The sequence below is a fragment of the Pseudoduganella umbonata genome (assembly GCF_014192225.1).
Taxonomy (GTDB): Bacteria; Pseudomonadota; Gammaproteobacteria; order Burkholderiales; family Burkholderiaceae_D; genus Rugamonas; species Rugamonas umbonata.
On the sequence record NZ_JACHXS010000005.1, the window covers coordinates 307,407 to 325,301 of the forward strand.

17 protein-coding genes are annotated in these 17,895 nt (G+C 66.5%); 8 read left to right on the forward strand and 9 right to left on the reverse strand.

The annotated features are described in order from the left end of the window. The first annotated feature begins 8 nt into the window (after positions 1-8). From FHS02_RS15515 to FHS02_RS15525, 3 genes are all read left to right on the forward strand, one after another. Positions 9-1,349, forward strand: coding sequence for an SDR family oxidoreductase (locus FHS02_RS15515; RefSeq protein ID WP_137315368.1), 1,341 nt, complete (start codon positions 9-11; stop codon positions 1,347-1,349). Beyond that, a complete protein-coding gene (locus FHS02_RS15520; protein ID WP_137315369.1) occupies positions 1,349-1,813 on the forward strand; it encodes a DUF2269 family protein in 465 nt (154 codons plus the stop codon). Before FHS02_RS15515 ends, FHS02_RS15520 begins: the two co-directional genes overlap by 1 nt. Positions 1,814-2,007: 194 nt before the next feature. Next, the gene (locus FHS02_RS15525) at positions 2,008-2,661 is read left to right on the forward strand and encodes a hydrolase (RefSeq protein ID WP_137315370.1); all 654 of its coding nucleotides are present in this window, start codon (positions 2,008-2,010) and stop codon (positions 2,659-2,661) included. 60 nt (positions 2,662-2,721) lie between these two features. Here the strand turns inward: FHS02_RS15525 and FHS02_RS15530 are convergent, their stop codons facing one another. Beyond that, positions 2,722-3,180 (reverse strand): SRPBCC family protein, encoded by a 459-nt coding sequence (locus FHS02_RS15530; protein WP_217496843.1) that lies wholly within the window; start codon positions 3,178-3,180, stop codon positions 2,722-2,724. A gap of 78 nt (positions 3,181-3,258) precedes the next feature. Here FHS02_RS15530 and FHS02_RS15535 point away from each other — a divergent pair, with 78 nt between their 5' ends. The 3 genes from FHS02_RS15535 (at position 3,259) to FHS02_RS31860 (ending at position 5,636) form a co-directional block, all read left to right on the forward strand. Further along, positions 3,259-4,209, forward strand: coding sequence for a LysR substrate-binding domain-containing protein (locus tag FHS02_RS15535; RefSeq protein WP_137315371.1), 951 nt, complete (start codon positions 3,259-3,261; stop codon positions 4,207-4,209). A gap of 96 nt (positions 4,210-4,305) precedes the next feature. Beyond that, positions 4,306-5,505, forward strand: a complete 1,200-nt coding sequence (locus tag FHS02_RS15540) for an MFS transporter (protein WP_137315372.1) — start codon at positions 4,306-4,308, stop codon at positions 5,503-5,505. After that, positions 5,505-5,636: a hypothetical protein gene (locus FHS02_RS31860; RefSeq protein ID WP_259772475.1), complete on the forward strand. Its 132-nt coding sequence runs from the start codon at positions 5,505-5,507 to the stop codon at positions 5,634-5,636. Before FHS02_RS15540 ends, FHS02_RS31860 begins: the two co-directional genes overlap by 1 nt. Positions 5,637-5,642: 6 nt before the next feature. Here the strand turns inward: FHS02_RS31860 and FHS02_RS15545 are convergent, their stop codons facing one another. Next, the gene (locus tag FHS02_RS15545; RefSeq protein ID WP_137315373.1) at positions 5,643-6,530 is read right to left on the reverse strand and encodes a LysR family transcriptional regulator; all 888 of its coding nucleotides are present in this window, start codon (positions 6,528-6,530) and stop codon (positions 5,643-5,645) included. A gap of 164 nt (positions 6,531-6,694) precedes the next feature. Here FHS02_RS15545 and FHS02_RS15550 point away from each other — a divergent pair, with 164 nt between their 5' ends. Both FHS02_RS15550 and FHS02_RS15555 read left to right on the forward strand, forming a co-directional pair. Beyond that, positions 6,695-7,594: a DMT family transporter gene (locus tag FHS02_RS15550; protein WP_217496844.1), complete on the forward strand. Its 900-nt coding sequence runs from the start codon at positions 6,695-6,697 to the stop codon at positions 7,592-7,594. A gap of 103 nt (positions 7,595-7,697) precedes the next feature. Next, positions 7,698-8,705, forward strand: coding sequence for an SDR family NAD(P)-dependent oxidoreductase (locus FHS02_RS15555; RefSeq protein WP_137315375.1), 1,008 nt, complete (start codon positions 7,698-7,700; stop codon positions 8,703-8,705). 3 nt (positions 8,706-8,708) lie between these two features. On the opposite strand, the gene FHS02_RS15560 is transcribed toward FHS02_RS15555, so the two are convergent. The 7 genes from FHS02_RS15560 to FHS02_RS15590 form a co-directional block, all read right to left on the reverse strand. Then, the gene (locus tag FHS02_RS15560; RefSeq protein ID WP_137315376.1) at positions 8,709-9,233 is read right to left on the reverse strand and encodes an SRPBCC family protein; all 525 of its coding nucleotides are present in this window, start codon (positions 9,231-9,233) and stop codon (positions 8,709-8,711) included. 45 nt (positions 9,234-9,278) lie between these two features. Then, entirely contained in the window at positions 9,279-9,740 is a 462-nt protein-coding gene (locus tag FHS02_RS15565; protein ID WP_137315377.1) for an energy transducer TonB, read from the reverse strand. Positions 9,741-9,925: 185 nt separating this feature from the next. Continuing rightward, positions 9,926-11,428 carry a tryptophan halogenase family protein gene (locus tag FHS02_RS15570; RefSeq protein WP_137315378.1) on the reverse strand — a complete coding sequence of 501 codons (1,503 nt, stop codon included), beginning with the start codon at positions 11,426-11,428 and terminating at the stop codon, positions 9,926-9,928. A 43-nt stretch (positions 11,429-11,471) separates the two neighbouring features. Continuing rightward, on the reverse strand, positions 11,472-12,476 hold the full coding sequence (locus FHS02_RS15575; protein WP_137315379.1) for a cupin-like domain-containing protein: 1,005 nt from the start codon (positions 12,474-12,476) through the stop codon (positions 11,472-11,474). Then, entirely contained in the window at positions 12,460-13,170 is a 711-nt protein-coding gene (locus FHS02_RS15580) for a SapC family protein (RefSeq protein ID WP_137315380.1), read from the reverse strand. Before FHS02_RS15580 ends, FHS02_RS15575 begins: the two co-directional genes overlap by 17 nt. A 16-nt stretch (positions 13,171-13,186) precedes the next feature. Further along, complete coding sequence (locus tag FHS02_RS15585) at positions 13,187-14,710, reverse strand: tryptophan halogenase family protein (protein ID WP_229422288.1); 1,524 nt, start codon at positions 14,708-14,710, stop codon at positions 13,187-13,189. Between the two features lie 141 nt (positions 14,711-14,851). Further along, positions 14,852-17,827: a TonB-dependent receptor gene (locus tag FHS02_RS15590; RefSeq protein ID WP_137315381.1), complete on the reverse strand. Its 2,976-nt coding sequence runs from the start codon at positions 17,825-17,827 to the stop codon at positions 14,852-14,854. Positions 17,828-17,895 lie beyond the last annotated feature (68 nt).

Genomic DNA, 17,895 nt, shown 5'->3' on the forward strand with positions numbered 1-17,895 from the left:
GCCCCGCGATGCTGATCCTGCTCACCGGTTCGACCGGCTTTCTCGGCTCACGGCTGCTGCCGTTGCTGCGCGCCAGGGGCCACCGCGTGGTGTGCGCGGGGCGCCGCGCCCAGCCCGGCTGCGACTTCGTCGCCGCCGATTTTGCCCACGATAGCGAAAAATCGGTCTGGATGGCGCGCCTGTCGGGCGTGGACGCGGTGATCAACTCCGTGGGCATCATTCGCGAGTCAGGGGCGCAGACGTTTGCGCGGCTCCATGCGGAAACGCCGCGCGCGCTGTTTGCCGCCTGCGCCGAGGCCCGCGTGCGCCTCGTGATCCAGGTGTCGGCACTGGGCGCGGACGACGCTGCCGCCACGCCTTATCACCTGAGCAAGAAGGCGGCGGACGATTTCCTGGCCACGCTGCCGCTGCGATCGCGCATCGTGCAGCCTTCGCTGATCTACGGTCCGGAAGGCGCCAGCGCCCGCCTGTTCCGCATGCTGGCAACGATGCCGTTCGCGGTGCGGTTCGGCAGCGCGCCCCAGCCGGTGCAGCCGGTGCACGTGGAAGACGTATGCCAGGCGATCCTCGCGCTGCTCGACGAGAAGGGCGGGCCGCGCAGCGCCCGGGTGCCCCTGGTCGGTCCGGCGCCGCTGCCGTTCATCGGCTACCTGGGAACGCTGCGGCGCGCGCTGGGCCTGGGCCGGCTGCGCGTGCTGCGGCTGCCGGAGGCCGTGGCGCGCGGCGCCGCATGGCTGGGCGGCTTCGTGCCGGGCAGCCCGCTGACACCGGACACGCTGCGCATGCTCGCGCGCGGCAATACAGCCGATCCGGCGATCACGTCGCAACTGCTGGGCCGCCCGCCACGCGCTGTGGACAAGTTCATCACTCATCCACAGGCGGAACGCCGCGCGGCGCAACTGGACTGGCTGCTGCCGCTGCTGCGGACCAGCCTCGCGGCCGTCTGGATCTGGACAGCCTGGGTTTCCGCGTTTGCATGGCCGGTGGAAGACAGCTACCGGCTGCTCGAGCGCAGCGGCATTCCCGCCGTGCTGGCGCCGCTGATGCTGTATGGCGCCAGCGCGCTCGATCTCGCGTTCGGCATCGGCACGCTGGCCTTGCCGCCGCGCCGGCGCCGCCCGCTGTGGCTGGCGCAGATCGCGCTGATCGGCTTCTATACGCTGCTGATCGCCGTGCGGTTGCCGGAATTCGTGTGGCATCCGTACGGGCCGCTCAGCAAGAACCTGCCGATGCTGGCGGCAATCTGGCTGCTGTACGAACTTGAGAAGGAAGGCGGGCGCGATGACAGACCGGAACACAGGCCGGAACACGGATCGAAACACAGGCCGGAACACAAGGAGCGCGGGTGATGGAATACCTTGTCGTGAAATGGCTGCACATCCTCAGTGCCACGTTCCTGTTCGGTACCGGCATCGGTTCGGCGTGGTACCTGTTGCTGACCATCATGAGCCGCAACGTGGCCGCCATCGCCGTGGTGTCGCGTATCGTCGTCGTGGCGGACTGGATCTTCACGGCCACGACCATGGTGGCCCAGCCGCTGACGGGCTTCTACCTGATCCACATCGCCGGCTATCCGCTGCACAGCAAGTGGATCGTTTGGTCGGTCATCCTGTTCGTCATCGCGGCGCTGTGCTGGTTCCCCGTGGTGTGGCTGCAGATGCGCCTGCGCGACCTGGCGGCGGCCGCCGTGGCGGAGAACGCGCCGCTGCCGCCGCGCTTCTGGCGCTATTTCAAGGCGTGGGTCGCGCTGGGCATTCCGGCGTTCTTTGCCTTCCTGGCGGTGTACTGGCTGATGGTGGCGAAGCCGGTGTAGGCCACCCCGCCAGCCGCCCTGCAGATGTTCGAAAATTTCGATAATAGGAACGCAATCTTTCCGTTTTTGTTTTCTTCCTGACTTGTTCATACTTCATTCCATCGACGCAGCAAACAGGGAACAGCCGGCTAAACGGCGCAGCGTCAGACTTTCGAAGATATCGACAATTCACTTAATACTCAGGAGAAAACATCATGCCAATCGCCAAAGCCCAAGCCGGTACAACCCTGTTGAACGGTAACGACCACACGCTGATCATGATCGACCACCAGTCGCAGATGTCGTTCGCGACGAAATCGATCGATGCCACCGTGCTGCGCAATAACGCCGCGCTGGTATCGAAGGCGGCGGCCGGGTTCAAGGTGCCGACCATCCTGACCACGGTGGCCGCCGAATCGTTCTCCGGCCCGATCTACGACGAGATCCAGTCGGTATTCCCGGACCAGAAGCCGATCGACCGCACCACGATGAACACGTGGGAAGACCAGCGCATCGCCGACCGCGTCAATGAAATCGGCAAGGGCCGCATCGTGCTGGCCGGGCTGTGGACATCGGTCTGCATCGTCGGCCCCGCACTGTCCGCGCTGGACCAGGGCTTCGAGGTGTACGTGATCACCGACGCGTCCGGCGACATCACCGAGGAAGCGCACGAGCGCGCCGTGCAGCGGATGGTGCAGGCCGGCGCCCGCCCGATCACGTCGCTGCAATACCTGCTCGAACTGCAGCGTGACTGGGCCCGTGGCGAAACCTACGACCAGACGGTGAAGACCTCGGTGCAGCACGGCGGCGCCTATGGCCTGGGCCTGGTCTACGCGAAGTCGATGTTCAACGCCTCGGAAGGGCATTGATGGCGAGCGCGCCCGAAGCGTGAGGGTCTCCGGGCGCCGCTTTCCATTGCACGAGGCAAGCTAGCCCCTGGCCAGCAGCGCGGCCAGGCGGTCCAGGTTCTGCTCGTTGGCACCGGCCACGAAGCGCGCCACCTTGGCGCATTCGGCCGGGTCGCCGAAATGCATCGTCCAGAGCAGCCGCGTCTGGTCGCCCGCATCGCTGAACTCGAATGTGGCGCGGAATGTGTGGCTCGACACGTGGTCGAACACGATCCGCTCTTCCGGCACGATCTCGACGAAGTGCGATTCGTTCGGATAGGTGGTCCCGTCCGGCCCGTGCATCACGAACGTCCACGCGCCGCCCGGCGCGAAATCGAACCCCTGGAAAGTGCTCGTGAATCCCTCCGGGCCCCACCATTGCGCCAGCTGTTCCGGATCGCTGAAGGCGGCAAATACCCGTGCGCGGGGCGCCGCCAGCATGCGGGTGCTCACGATGCGGCAATTTTCATTGCTTCTTTCGTCCATGCTGCGTTCGTCCATGATCTCTCCATTGGATGCCAGGTCACTCGGTCGGGCTATTCTAATGCGATATGATCGGCGTTCCACCCAGGAGGACGCATGGCCCACCCGCTGCTGAACCTGCCGCCGCTGGATGCGCTGCGCGGCTTCGTCGCCGCCGCCCGCCGCCTGTCGATCACCGCCGCGGCACAGGATCTGTGCCTGACGCAGTCGGCCGTCAGCCGGCAGGTGCAGGCGCTGGAAGAACGCCTCGGCACGCCGCTGTTCGTGCGCGGCAACCGCGCGATCGCATTGACGGACGCCGGCCGGCAGCTGTTCGACCTGGCCTCGCCATGGCTGGACCGGCTGGCTGAACTTTCCGATGCACTGCAACACACCACGGCCCGGCCGGTGACCGTCTCGGCCAGCATCGGCGTCGCCGCGCTGTGGATCCTGCCCCGGCTGGGCGCGTTCCAGGCGGAGCACCCGGACCTCGACCTGCGCATGGCCACCAGCAACCGGCTGATGGACCTGCGCCAGGACGGCGTGGACCTGGCGATCCGCTATGCGCCGCCATCGGCCGTCCCCGCCGACGCGGTGCGCCTGTTCGACGAGGACGTGGTGCCTGTCGCCAGCCCGGCGATCGCCGCTGCCGCCTTCGCGACGCCGGAAGCCCTGGCACGCCAGGTGCTGCTGGAGCTGGACGACGCCAGCCGTCCCTTCCTGCACTGGGCGCCGTGGCTGCAGCGGCATGGCCTGCCGCACCATCCGCAAGCCACGCTGCGCTTCAACCAGTACGACCAGGTCATCCAGGCCGCGATCGAAGGCAATGGCGTGGCGCTGGGGCGCCTGGCCCTGCTGCTGCCATTGCTGAGGGATGGCCGGCTGGTGGCGCAGATGGGCCGGCGCACGCGGATCGAACACGCGTACTGGCTGCTGCAGGCCACGCCGCAACCGCGCCGCGAAGTCGCCCTGGTGCACGCATGGCTGCAGCGGCAGGTGGCGATCACGTCGCAGGAGCTGGCCCGGCTGACCGGCGAAGACGGCAGGGACACGGCGCAGGCAGCCTGACGGGCCGCATGCGCGGCGCGCATGGATCGCATGCCGATTCATCGCTCGTCCACCCGGCATGCCCGGCGCTATGCTGGGGCATCGCAGGGAGGCGACATGAACAAGGTATTGCATTCACCATTGGCCGCCGTGCTGTGCGGCGGCACCATCGTCGGCCTGGCGCTGGGCATGCGGCATGTGCAGGGCCTGTTCATGCTGCCGATGATCGGCACGCACGGATGGGGCCGCGAAGCGTTCGCGCTGGCGATCGCGCTGCAGAACCTCGCCTGGGGCCTGGCGCAACCCTTCACCGGCATGATCGCCGACCGCTGGGGCGCGCGCCGGGTGCTCGCCGGCGGCTGCCTGCTGTACGCGGCCGGACTGTACCTGATGGCGCATGCCGCCACGAGCATGCAGCTGGCGCTGTCGGCCGGACTGCTGGTCGGCGTGGCGCTGTCCGGCACCACGTTCGGCGTGGTGTACGGTGCCATCAGCCGCATCGTGCCGCCGCAGCGGCGCAGCTGGGCCTTGGGCATGGCCGGCGCGGTCGGCGGCGTCGGCCAGTTCGCCATGGTGCCGGCCACGCAACAGCTGATCGGCGCTCTCGGATGGGCAGCGGCGCTGACGGCGTTTGCCCTGCTGCTGGCACTCGCGCTGCCGCTCGTGTGGCCGCTGGACGACCGGCAGGCGCCGGTGCCGGACCGGCATTCGCAGCCGATGGGCAGCGCGATCCGCGAAGCCTTGTCGCACCGCGGTTTCTGGCTGCTGAACCTGGGTTTTCTCGCGTGTGGCTTCCAGCTCGCCTTCATCGCCGGCCACTTCCCCGCCTTCCTGCTGGACCGGGGCCTGCCGGCGCAAACCGGCGTGGCCGCGCTGGCCATCATCGCGCTGGCCAATGTGGCCGGCACGTACGCATGCGGCCAGCTCGGCGGCCTGTACCGCCGCAAGTACCTGCTGGCCGGCCTGTACCTGGTGCGCTCCGGCGCGATGCTGGCCTTTGCGCTGCTGCCCGTCAGCACGGCCAGCGTCTACGCGTTTTCATTCGTGATGGGGCTGACCTGGCTCGGCACCGTGCCGCTGACCAACGGCCTGGTGTCGCAGGTGTTCGGCGTGCAGTACCTGGCGACACTGTTCGGCTTCGTGTTCGTCGGCCACCAGCTGGGCGGCTTCCTCGGCATGTGGCTGGGCGGCGCCGTCTTCGATGCGACGCGTTCCTATGACGTGATGTGGCTGCTGTCGGTGCTGGTCGGCCTGGCCGCCGCGGCGCTGCACTGGCCGATCGACGACCGCGCCGTGGCGCGGCTGCAGGCAGCGTGATGAAGCGCGGCGCTTCCACCGGCTTCGTCGTCGCGGTATTCGTGCTGTGCGCCGTCTGTGCGTGGGCCACGGATGCGCTGCTGGAACCGGGCAGTGTGCTTGCCGTCGCCGCCCTGTTCACGCTGTGCTGACAAAGGTCAGCGCATTGCCTTCGCCGCCGTCCGCGCAATCTCGGCGAACGCCTGCACGGCGGGCGCGGCGCGCGACAGGTTGCGCAGGATCAGTCCCACGCGCCGACGCACCATCGGCCGCAGCGGCCGGGCGACGATGCGCGGGTGCGTTTCGGCCATCGCCTGCGGCAGCGCCAGCTCGGGCATCACGGTGATGCCGTCGCCATTGTCGACCAGGCCCAGCACCGTGACCATCTGCGACATCCGGTAGCGCACGTGCGGCGCCAGCCCGGCGCCGGCGAACAGCGGCTCGACCAGCGCCGAGCACCCCTGCTCCGGCATGATGAAGGGCACGCCGATCAGCTCCTCCAGCATGACCGAACGCTTCGCCGCCAGTGGATGATCGCGCTGCAGCAGCGCCACCAGCTGGTCTTCGACCAGCGGTATCGTGTCGAAACGGTCGTCCGGCAGCACGGCGAAGCCGATATCGACGCGGCGGTCCGCCACCCACTGGATGACGGCGGCGTCCGGCCCCTCGTCGATCTGCACCTCGATGCCGGGATAGCGGGCGCGGAACGCCTTCAGGATCGCCGGCAGCAGCTTCAGCGACGACGTCGGCCCGAAGGAGCCGATGCGGATCAGGCCCTGGTTCAGGCCGCGCGCGACGGCCGCATCCTGCCGCATCGCTTCCTGCAGGCCGAGGATCTCGCGGGCACGCAGCAGCAGGCGGCGGCCCAGCTCCGTCACTTCGACGGCCGCCTGCTGGCGCTCGACCAGTTGCACGTCCAGCTCCTGTTCGAGCGAGCGGATCGCGTGGGAGACGGCGGACTGGCTGATGCCGAGCCGCAGCGCCGCCGAGGTGAAGCCGCGCATGTCGGCCACCATCACGAAGATTTCCAGCTGGGTGAAGGTCATGGTCGTTCCGGCGATGAATGGGGAAATGCATCGAAAAATGCATCGGCGGATGCATCCTCGAATGCATTGGCCGAACAATCATTCCATGAGCTTTTGCTCATTTGCTTATGAGTTTGCATAAGCAATACTGTATGGCTTCCCCAACCCTGGATGCAAGCGGAAAAATGCACAGCCCTCTCGTGAAAAACAACCTGGTGTACGTGAAACTCGTACTGGTCACCCTGTTCTGGGGCGGCACGTTCATTGCCGGGCGCATCGTCGCGCACGCGCTGCCGGCGATGACGGCCGCCGCGCTGCGCTTTGCCGTGGCGTCGGCCCTGCTGCTGCTGGTTGCCTGGATGAAGGAGGGCGGCCTGCCGCGCCTGACCGGCAAACAGATGGCGGCCACCGCGGCACTGGGCCTGACCGGCATCTTCCTGTACAACCTGTGCTTCTTCGGCGCGCTGGGGTCGATGCCCGCCGGGCGCGCCGCGCTGTTCATCGCGCTGAACCCGATCGTGACCGCGCTGGCCGCCGCGGTGCTGCTGCGCGAGCGCCTGCATGCGGTGAAGTGGGCCGGCATCGCGCTGGCGTTCTGCGGCGCGGCGATCGTCATCACGCGTGGCGATCCGGTCGCCGCACTGCACGACATCGGCCAGTCGCTGGGCAAGGGCGAACTGCTGATGCTGTGCGCGATCAGCAGCTGGGCAGCCTACACGCTGGTGGGCCGCGCCGCGCTGAAGGGCCTGACGCCGGTGGCCGCCACCACCTATGCGGCGCTGTGGGGCCTGCTGTTCCTGCTGGTGGGCGCGGGCCGCGACCTGCTCACGCTGCAATGGAGCGCCATCGGCTGGCAGGTGTGGGGCAGCCTGTGCTACCTGGGCGCCTTCGGCACGGTGCTGGGCTTCGTCTGGTATTACGAGGGCGTGAAGGCGATCGGCGCATCGCGCACCGCCGTGTTCAACAACCTGGTGCCGGTGTTCGGCATCGGCCTGGCGGCGCTGCTGCTGGGCGAGCAGGTGCTGGCGTCGATGGTGGCCGGCGGCGTGCTGGTGGCGGCGGGCGTGACGCTGACGAACCGCTGAGCCGCCTGGGGCCGTGCCGGGCCTTGCCGTCTCGTGCCGACAGGTATCGTGCGATGGCCGCGCGGCCGATTCCCTATCATGACGCGATCTGAAGGGAGAGACCATGCGGTACCTGATCCTGTTGCTGTGCGTGGCACAGCTGGCCGGCTGCGCCACCAGGCTGTCGGCCGATGAACGCACCGCCGTGGCGGGCAAGACCTATGTCATTACCGGCGCCTCCAGCGGTTTCGGCAAGGGCGTCGCGCTGGAACTGGCGGCCATGCGGGCCAACGTGGTGCTGGCTGCGCGCCGCACCGATGCGCTGCAGGCGGTGGCGGCGGAAGCAACGGCCAGGGGCGGCAGCGCGCTCGCGGTGACGACGGACGTCAGCCGTCCGGACGAGGTGCAGCGCCTGCTCGACGCGGCCGTGGCGCGCTTCGGCCGCGTCGATGTGTGGATCAACAACGCGGCCGTCGGCGCCATCGGCGTGTTCGATACCGTCGCTGTCGAAGACCATGCGCGCATCGTCGACGTCAACCTGAAAGGACTCATCTACGGCAGCCACGTGGCGCTGCGGCAGTTCCGCAGGCAGGGCGCCGGCACCCTGGTCAATATCGGCTCCGTCGAAAGCGTGATACCGCAGGCGTATCACGCGAGCTATTCGGCCACCAAGGCGGCCACGCTGTCGCTGGGCCGCTCGCTGAACGAGGAACTGCGGCTGACCGGCGCCGGCAATATCGCGGTGGCCACAGTACTGCCGTGGGCAACGGACACGCCCTTTTTCAATCATGCTGCCAACTACAGCGGCGGCACGCCGCGCATGCCGTTGATGGACGAACCGCAAAAGGTCGTCGATGCGATCGTGTGGATATCGGTGAACCCGCAGGAAGAGCTGGCGGTCGGGTGGAAGGCGAAGACCGCCTACGCCGGCGCGCGGCTGGCGCCCGACCTGGCCGAACGCGCGGCGGCCAGCGCGGCGCATCGTTACCAGTTCGAGACCGCGCCACCGGCGCCCGTCACCTCCGGGGCGCTGCACCAGCCGATGGCGGGCACCACCGGCGTGGATGGCGGCCACCGCGAACGCATCGAACGCGAGAACGAGCGGAATGCCGCGCAGCGCCGCGGGGAGTGACGGCTACGGCGTGCTGGCGCCGAGCGTCTCCAGGTACTCCTCGTAGACGTCGTACATGCCGTCGAATCCGCCCTGCATCGACGCATGGCTGGCGAAGAAGATGGCATATTCCGCCTCGCTCGCATTCACCGGCACCGAGTGCAGCGTGAAGACCGTCTTGCCGTCGTCTTCCTCCAGCGTGACGGTATTGAGCACTTCCAGCGGCCACATGGGCAGCAGAGGGTAGCGGATGCGGTTGCCCTGCTCGTCCGCGAAGCCGTTGACGAAGGCGAAGCGGTTCGGCGCCTCGATGTCGCGGAAGTCGAAGCGGCCCCACACGTCCATCGGCGCCATGCTGTCGCGCGCATGCATGCAATAGTGGAAGATGCCGCCCGGCCGCACGTCGGCCTGCACCACCGTGATCGTGCATTCCTTCGGGCCCCACCAGCGCTGCAGGTGGTCCGGGTCGGTCATCGTCGTGAAGACCTGTTCGCGCGGCGCGTCGAATACGCGGCGGATGGTGAGTCCAACTTCGTCAGCGGTTGCCATGCTCGTTCTCCTAGGTTTGCAGTCCGGCCGGTACCGCTGCCGGGATCAGTGCCTCAACGTAAAGTTCATTCGGAACGGGAATTCCTGCGTGCAGGGTGTACCGCGGCACAGCGCCGGTTTGTACTTCTCCAGCACCAGCACACTGGCGATGACCGTCGTCAGTTGCGGATCGGACGAGCCATATACCTTGACCTCGCTTGCGCGACCATCCGGGCCGACGATCACGCCCATGTCCACGGTTCCCTCGACCTGCAGCTGTTCCTGCACGGTCGACATCGCGCGCATCAGGGGCCGGTAGCCGCGGGCGGGAAACGGCGGCTCGTCATCGGCAGCCATGTGCTCGTACAGGCTGCGCAGGCGCGCCTTGTCCGCCTCGGGCAGCTCGGCGTAGGTCTTGTCGGGCGGTACGTGGAGGCGTCCACTCTCGCGCCTGAGCAGCGAGCCGGTCGGCGCCTCGTCCGCCTTCATCCGGTAGTCCTGTGCCTGGACAACACAGGGGAGCAGCATCAGGACAGCGGCGAGGGCAGAACCGATAGAGGCAATTCGCAAGATGAGCTCCGCAGTGGCAATTCCCTTTTATAACGCATCGCTACCTGTCGAAAACTCACTCTTTATCACAATACAACTAATTTCCCAAAACCGGGGTCTGACCCCGGTTTTGGGAAATACGCGTTCACGAACTTGTTGCTTATTTACCACCCCGTGCCGGAGCAGTACTGTTCGACGTATTTCTGGTGCGACGGCAGCTGGGCGACGGTGCGGTCGATGGCGCCGCTGATATTGCCGAGGAAGTGGGCGAGTTCTTCGTCGCCCATCAGGTCGGCGGTCTGGTGGTGCGATGCGGGCATGATGCCCTGGCCCAGCATCACCTGGATCCACGAGTTTTCGGCGAACAGTTCGTTCGGTACGCGGAACACGCGGCCGGTGTCGCGGAACAGGTCGATGCGGTGCTGCAGCGACGGCGGCAGCTTCATCGTGGCGGCGTCGCGCCAGTACGGCGTGTCGCGGCGGTTCGTCACGTTGTAGTGCAGGATGATGAAATCGCGGATGTGCTGGATCTCGTAGTCGGCCTGCTGGTTGTATTCGTCGATGTCGGCCTGGCTGATGCCATCCTGCGGGAACATCTGCATCAGCCGGATGATGCCGCGCTGGATCAGGTGGATGCTGGTCGATTCGATCGGCTCCAGGAAGCCGCTGGCCAGGCCGATGGCGACGCAGTTGCCTTTCCACGTCTGCTTGCGCTGGCCCGGCGTGAAGCGGATCACGCGCGGCGTCATCAACGGTTCGCCGTCCACGGCCGCCTGCAGCGTGCGCAGCGCCGTTTCGTCGTCCGTGTAGCGGGTCGAGTACACCAGGCCATTGCCGACGCGGTGCTGCAGCGGGATCTGCCACTGCCAGCCGGCGTCGCGCGCGATCGAGCGGGTATACGGCACCGCGTCGCGCACCGACTTCGTCTGCAGCGCCACGGCGCTGTCGTTGAACAGCCAGTGCGACCAGTCCTCGTAGTCCACGCCCATGGTCTGCCCGATCAGCAGGCCGCGGAAGCCGGTGCAGTCGATGAACAGGTCGCCCTCGAGTTCCGCGCCGGAGTCCAGGCGCAGCGCGGTGATGTCGCCGCTGAGCAGGTTCTTGCGCACCTCGACGATCTTGCCTTCCACGCGCTGCACGCCATAGCGCTCCGAGAAGCGGCGCAGGAACTTCGCATAGCGCCCGGCATCCATGTGGTAGGCGTAGTTCATGCCGTTGTGCGGCAGGTGCGCGAACTTGTCCTTCAGCCCCGCCTTCAGCTCCAGGCAGTAGTCGCCATAGTCGCCGGCGATGCCGCGCTCGCGGCCCTTGTGCCAGAAGTGCTGGAAGCCGGCCGTCCAGTGGTCCGTGCCGGTGGTGCCGAACGAGTGGATGTAGTCCTCGTTTACGTTGCGCCAGTTTTCAAAACTGATGCCCAGCTTGAAGGTGGCCATGGTCTCGGCCATGAACTCCTGCTCGTTGATTTCCATCAGGTGGTGGAAATTCATCAGCGTGGGAATGGTGGCCTCGCCGACGCCGACGGTGCCAATCTCCTCGGACTCGATCAGCTTGATGTCGAGCAGCTTGCCCAGCGATTTCGACAGCCCGGCCGCGACCATCCAGCCGGCCGTGCCGCCGCCGGCGATCACCACGCGGCGCACCGGCTTTTTCTGGCGTTGTTGTTCCATGTTCGTCTCCTTCTTGCCTTCCTGCTTTTGTGATGTGATGCGCTCAGCGGTTGATCCGCTTCAGCAGCTGGGCGCGCAGCGCGCGCGACATGTCCTCGGTCATCGGCGCCAGCATGCGCTGCGCAGCCGGCGGGATGTGGGCAGCCGTCTCGCCATCCTGCTCGAACACGTAGTGCCGGAACAATCCCTCCCATGCCTTGCGCTGCGCGGGCGGCAGGTCGCGGATCGTCATGATCGCGTGCATCAGCGCGCTGGTCCCCGTATCGATGTAGTCCGGCGACTGGCGCCACCAGTAATTCACCAGCACGTTGAAGGCTTCGAGCGCCTCGACGTGGTGCCACCACATGCTGGGAATGAACAGCGCATCGCCCGGCTCCATCTCGGCCACCTGCGCATGTTCCAGCGCCTCGGCAAAGCGCGGGAAGCGCTCGAAGTCGGGTGCGTGCAGGTCGACCAGGCTGATCGCCTGCCCGGCCGGCGTGAAGTCCAGCGGCCCCACGTACAGGTTCGGCAGCTGCTCGGGCGGGAACAGCGTGAAGCGGCGCCGGCCCGCGGTCACGCAGGCCAGGTTGTCCGGCGCGTCGTAGTGCGCGGCGATGCGCGTGCGGTTGCCGATCCAGACCGATGCCAGCGCGTCGCGGCCGGCGCCCAGGTCGACGTCGTTCTCGGCGCGAAAGCCCGGCAGGAAGGTATCGATCGTGGTGGAGCCCACGTAGATCGCCGGCGGGCGTTCCTCGTTGCGGTGCGCTTCCAGCTCGGCCAGCACACCGTCCAGCGGCGCGTGCACGGGCCGGAAGTTGAAGCCGGTGAGGTCGTCGTTGTAGAAGAAGCGGCCGCCGATGTCGGGCAGGCCGAGCATCGCCACCACCGGCGCGCCCGAATAAAAGCGTTTCAGGTAGCTGGACGCCGCTTCCTGCGAAGCCAGCGCCGCCTGCACCATCGGCCAGTGCGCCACCAGGCCGCGCAGCAGCAGCGGCTGCGTGGACGTCAGGATGCGATCGTTCAGGTCGCGCGGCGTCAGGCCGCGCAGTTCAGCGACCGGCAGCATGCTTCCGGTTCTTCCGGTCGATCAGCGCACGGAATTGCGACAGCGATGCCAGCACCATGTGGATCGGCTGCAGGTAGCCGGCCTTGTGCAGCGCGCCGATGGCTTCCGTGCTCAGCGCATGCAGGCGCTCCTCATGGATGGTGTAGAAGCCGGCCAGGCGGTTCTGCGAGCCGTCGTCCAGCTCGATGTCGAAGACGAACGATTCCAGCAGCTCGTACTTGAGCAGCGCGTCGACGAAGCCCACGTTGCCCTGCAGGCCTTCGTGGATCGTAAACAGGATCGAGTTGATGCGTTCCAGGTATTCGGTGATGCCGCCGTGCGGCAGGAACGCCGGTTCGCCTTCGGTACGGGAGACGCGCGGGCTGTCGAGGTCCACGTGCACCAGCATCTCGTCGCCGTTGCGGCCGATCAGGAACGGCTGGCGCTCGACCATCAGCGGAATCTCCGGCGCATCCCAGCCATCGGCCTTCAGGAACAGGTTTTCACCGGCCTGGAAACCGAACAGCACGATCGGCTCGAACGTGCGGCCGTCTTCGGCCTTGCGGAACACGATCGGGTAGTGCGCCTGCAGCGTGCGGAATTCGGCGGGGAAGGTGGCAACGTACATCAGCTCGTCGCCGAAGCCGTGGCCGTGGCGGGTGATGACCTTCAGGTCCTTGTGCTGGACGTTGTTCAGTAATACGTGGTTCGTCATGCTGGTCTCGTCTGTTCTAGATTTTTTGCAGCCCGTGAAGGCGGATGTGGTCGATCATTTCGCGGTTCGACGGCAGCGCGCGCAGCATCCTGCGCGTGAGCTCGGCGGCTTCGCGGAAGTAGCCGTCGGCGCCAGTCGTGGAATCGCGCCGCGTGATGCGTTCGCGGTCGGGCCGGAAGTCCATCCCGTACAGCACATACTGCCAGCTGGCGGACGGGAAGACTTCCTCGATACGGTTGAAGTCCAGCCGCGACGGCGGCCGGTGGCGCCACAGCACCAGCAGCTCGCGCAGGCGCGCCGGAATCGTTTCGGAGCGGCGATTGTCGTGCCAGTAGTCGGAGTCGGTCCGGCCGCTGAGCACATAGTGCAGCTTCAGGAATTCGATGACGCGCTCCCAGCGATACGTGAACGCGTCGTTGAAGCGGCGCGCCACGATGTCCATCGCGTCGCGCGTGGCCGGCAGGTCGTCGCTGACCATCGCCGCGGACATCTCCACCAGCGCCAGCGCCGACGCTTCCAGCGGCTCGATGAAGCCGGCGGACAGGCCGATGGCGACCACGTTGCGGTGCCAGAACTGCTCCCGGTAGCCCGGCTGGAACGTCAGCTTGCGGGGCGTGGGCATGTCCACGCCGACATAGGCGCGCAGGTCCGCCTCGGCCTGTTCGTCGGTGGTGTGCGAACTCGCATACACGTGGCCGATGCCGCGCCGCGTCGGCAGGCCGATATCCCAGATCCAGCCGGCGCGCTGCGCGGTGGACGTGGTCTGCGAGGCGATCGGGCTGTCCGCACTCGCGTACGGCACCTGCACGGCCAGCGCGCTGTCGTTGAACAGCACATCCTTGCGGTGCAGCAGCGGCACGCCGTAGTGGCGGCCCAGCAGCAGCGACTGCATGCCGGTGCAGTCGATGAACAGGTCGCCTTCGAGCGCGCCGTGTTCCTTCGTCTGCAGCGAGGCGATGTCGCCGTTCTCGCGGCTGTTGACGGCCGTGACATGGTCCGGCACATAGCGCACGCCCAGCTTTTCCAGGCAGTGCTTGCGCAGGAAGACGCCGAACTTGCCGGCATCGAGGTGATAGCCATAATTGGCCACCGCCGCGAATTCGGGCGTGGCCGGCTGCTTCGGCGCGCGGCCCTGCACGCACAAATGCGGCTGGAAGCTCACCAGGTCGGCGAACGGCACGTTCGGGAGATCGCGCTGCCAGCACCCCACCAGGTCCGCTTCGCCGAAGCCCTGCGGCAGCACGAACGGGTGGAAATAGTAATCCTCGGCGCCGCCGCCATGGCGCCAGCCGTTGAAGCGCGAGCCCTGCTTGAACGCGGCATCGCACTCGCGGAAGAACGCCGCTTCGGATACGCCGATGCGGTGCAGCGTATCGCGCATCGACGGCCAGGTTCCCTCGCCGACGCCGATCGGCGCCACGTCCGGCGATTCGATCAGCGTGACGGTGAGCGAGGGATGGTCGGCCGCGATGACGCCCGCGGTCAGCCAGCCGGCGGAACCGCCGCCGACGATGACCACGTGATTGACCATGCTGGACATGAAGGATCCAAAAAGACGTAACAGCCAGGGAAACAACAAAGGTGGCAATTAGTCTAACCGAAAAACTAACCGTGAAAATAAAAATCGGAGCGGCTCCGCCACCTGCGGCGCCGCTCCTCTCCCATAGTATGAAAACGATGGTCAGAACTTGTAGCGCAGACCCAACATATAGCGCGCGCCGGCTTGCGTGGCATTGACCAGCATCCGCTCGTTACGGCCGTGCTGGCGCGTCGTCTCGTTCGTCAGGTTGATGCCCTCGAACTGCATCGACAGCTGCGGCGTGATCGCATAGCCCACCGACAGGTCGAACTGGCCATAGGCTTCCGTGTAGACCGGGTTCGGTCCGGCGCCATCGAACGTCGAGGCCAGGAACTTGTCGCGCCAGTTGAAGGCGGCGCGCACGTTCCACTTGTCGTTTTCGTAGATACCGACCAGGTTGGCCGAATCGGACAGGCCGACCAGCGCGAACTGCTCGCCGGCGCTGGCGTTGTCGAAGCCCAGGCCGGAATCGACATAGGTGTAGTTGGCCGACACACCGAAGCCGCTGTCGCCGAACATGTGCTGCACGTTGACCTCGAAACCTTTCAGGCTGGCCTTCTTCTGGTTCGAGAACGACGTGATGCGGAAGTTCGCGACCGGGTCGCCCGGCTGGCCGACGATGGTGCCGGTGGCGTTGCCCGAGGCATCGTCATTGCCGCGCGTGACGCCCGGCGCCGTCGGATGGTTGCGGAAGATGTAGTTGCGGATGCACGTGGTATCGGCGGTGGCGCAGCCATTGGCCAGCGCCAGGTTCCACAATGCCCCGCCCACCGGGGTGTGCAGGTTGAACGGCGTGGCATTGACCTGCGATACGCCGGCGTAGTTGTCCAGGTTCTTCTTGAAGAAGCCGAGCGCGAAGAAGTTCTGCCTGCCGTAATACCACTCGTAGGACAGGTCCAGGTTTTTCGACTCGACCGGCTTCAGGCCCGGGTTGCCCGACGTGCCGGTACCGCCATCCACGCGCGCCAGGGCCGTCAGCACCGTGCCGCCCTGGATCTGGTCATAGCGCGGGCGGCCGATGGTTTCGCCATACGACAGGCGCAGTTTCATGTCCTCGCGCAGTTCGATATCGGTATCGATGCTGGGCAGCAGGTTGTTGTACTTGCCGGTCAGCGTGGTGAAATCCGGAGCGCCGAACTGCACCGGGAATTCGTTCTGCGATACCCATGAGATGCCGGTGGCGGTCTGCACCAGCGCCGAGGAGACTACCTCCGTCTTCTCGTAGCGCAGGCCGATGGCCGTGTGGATCGGCAGCGCCGTATCCCAGTCGGTATTGAACTGGAGGTACAGCGCCTTGGATTTTTCCTCGGTCCGCTGGTCGGTGTCCCAGCGGTCCTTGATCGAATACAGGTCGGGCCGGCCGGACGCCTTGATCGCCAGGTCGCGCACCTGGCCGAAATCGAACGTGTAGAAGTTGTTGAACAGGTTCGGGTTGCCGGAGCCGTCGATCTTGTCGAAATAACCGCGCACGGTCGCAGGGTGCCACACGCTGCTCGGGTAGTCGGCCGGGCTGCTGGCGCCGCCCCAGGTGTCGCGCTGCATCGTCGAGAACGCGGAACGGTTGTCGACCTTGGTGGCGGACAGGCCGAAGTTCAGCTGCGACGATTCCATCACCTTCAGGCGGCCCTTGAACTGGGCCTGGCTGATCTCGCCTTTCATGTAGCCGTTGCGGAACGCCGACCCGGTGACCTGCTGCGGTGCGCGGCCGAAATCGGCACCGGCGATCGACAGCACGGGGAAATCCTGGCTGAAGTCGGCCGTGGTGTCGCCGCGGCTGAACGACGCGGTGCCGATCACGTTGTCCGAACCCCACGGGCTGTCGGCCTGCGATTCGGCGGTGGAGCGGTGGACGTCCAGTTCCAGGCGCAATGCGGAATTGACCTTCCACAGCGTATTGAAGCCGACCGACTTGTTTTCGCTGACGGTGGCAAAGTCGGCGCCGCCCATCGCGATGTCGCCGGTTCCGGCAGGGAGAAACTCGGTGTACACCAGCGGGCCGGCGGCCGGGCCATCGGTCCAGCTGGACGCGGAAGGGCCGAAGTTGAACCATGCCGACAGGTCCTGGCGGCGCGTATGGATCTTGTTTTGCGAGTAGGTGTAGTCGAGTGTGGTGGTCAGGTCCTTGCGCGGCGCGAACTGGAACGTCAGCTGGCCATTGGTGCGCTCGCGCTGCACGCCGTTGAACGCATAGTTCAGGTTTTGCGGCAGCGAATACACGTCGCTGGCGCCGGGCCGGTTGGTAATGTTTTCCGAGCCGGGCGCGCCGGGCTGGGGAATCGTGCCGCCCCCGGTGGCGCTGCCCAGGTACGGACCTTTCCAGCCATTGCCCACGGATGCCGTGCTGTAGCCCAGGTTGCGTTCCTGGTAGCTGGCGCTGACGGACACGCCGAACATGTTGTCGTTCCAGGTGGTGCTGTAGATGCCGGAGATTTCCGGCGTCACCCGCTTGCCGTCCTTGACGTCGCCCGGCAGGTTCGATGCCGACTTGTCGTAGACGCCTTTCACACCGATCGAGGCCAGCGTGCCTGGGCGGTCGAGCGGGCGCGCCGTCATCACGTTCAGCGTGGCGCCGATGCCCCCGGCCGGCGTTTCGGCACGGCTGGTTTTATACACCTGGATCTGCGACACGGCTTCCGAGGCGAGGTTGGCGAAGTCGAACGCGCGGCCATTCAGGTCGCCCAGGTTCGAGGTCGGCATCTGGCGGCCGTTCAGCAGCACCATGTTGAAGTCGGGGCCGACGCCGCGCACGGTGACCTTCGAGCCTTCGCCGATCGAGCGGTCGATCGACACGCCGGAGATGCGCTGCAGCGATTCGGCCAGGTTCGTATCGGGGAACTTGCCGATGTCCTCGGCAACGATGCCGTCGACGATGCCGTCGGAATTGCGCTTCAGGTTCAGCGACGACTGCATCGAGGCGCGGATGCCGGTCACCACCACCGACTGCACCGGCTGCGACGACGACAGGTCGGCGCCCTGTGCCTGTGCCACGTCCTGTGCCCATGCAGGCAGGGCGGTGGCGGCGCAGGTGCTGGCCACGGCGAGCGCGATCAGTTTCTGTTTGCTCCTTGGATATTGCATATGGTCTCCTGTGTTCTTATGGTTCTCTACCGATGTGTACTGCCTGGCCTTCGGACACGCGTTCGGCT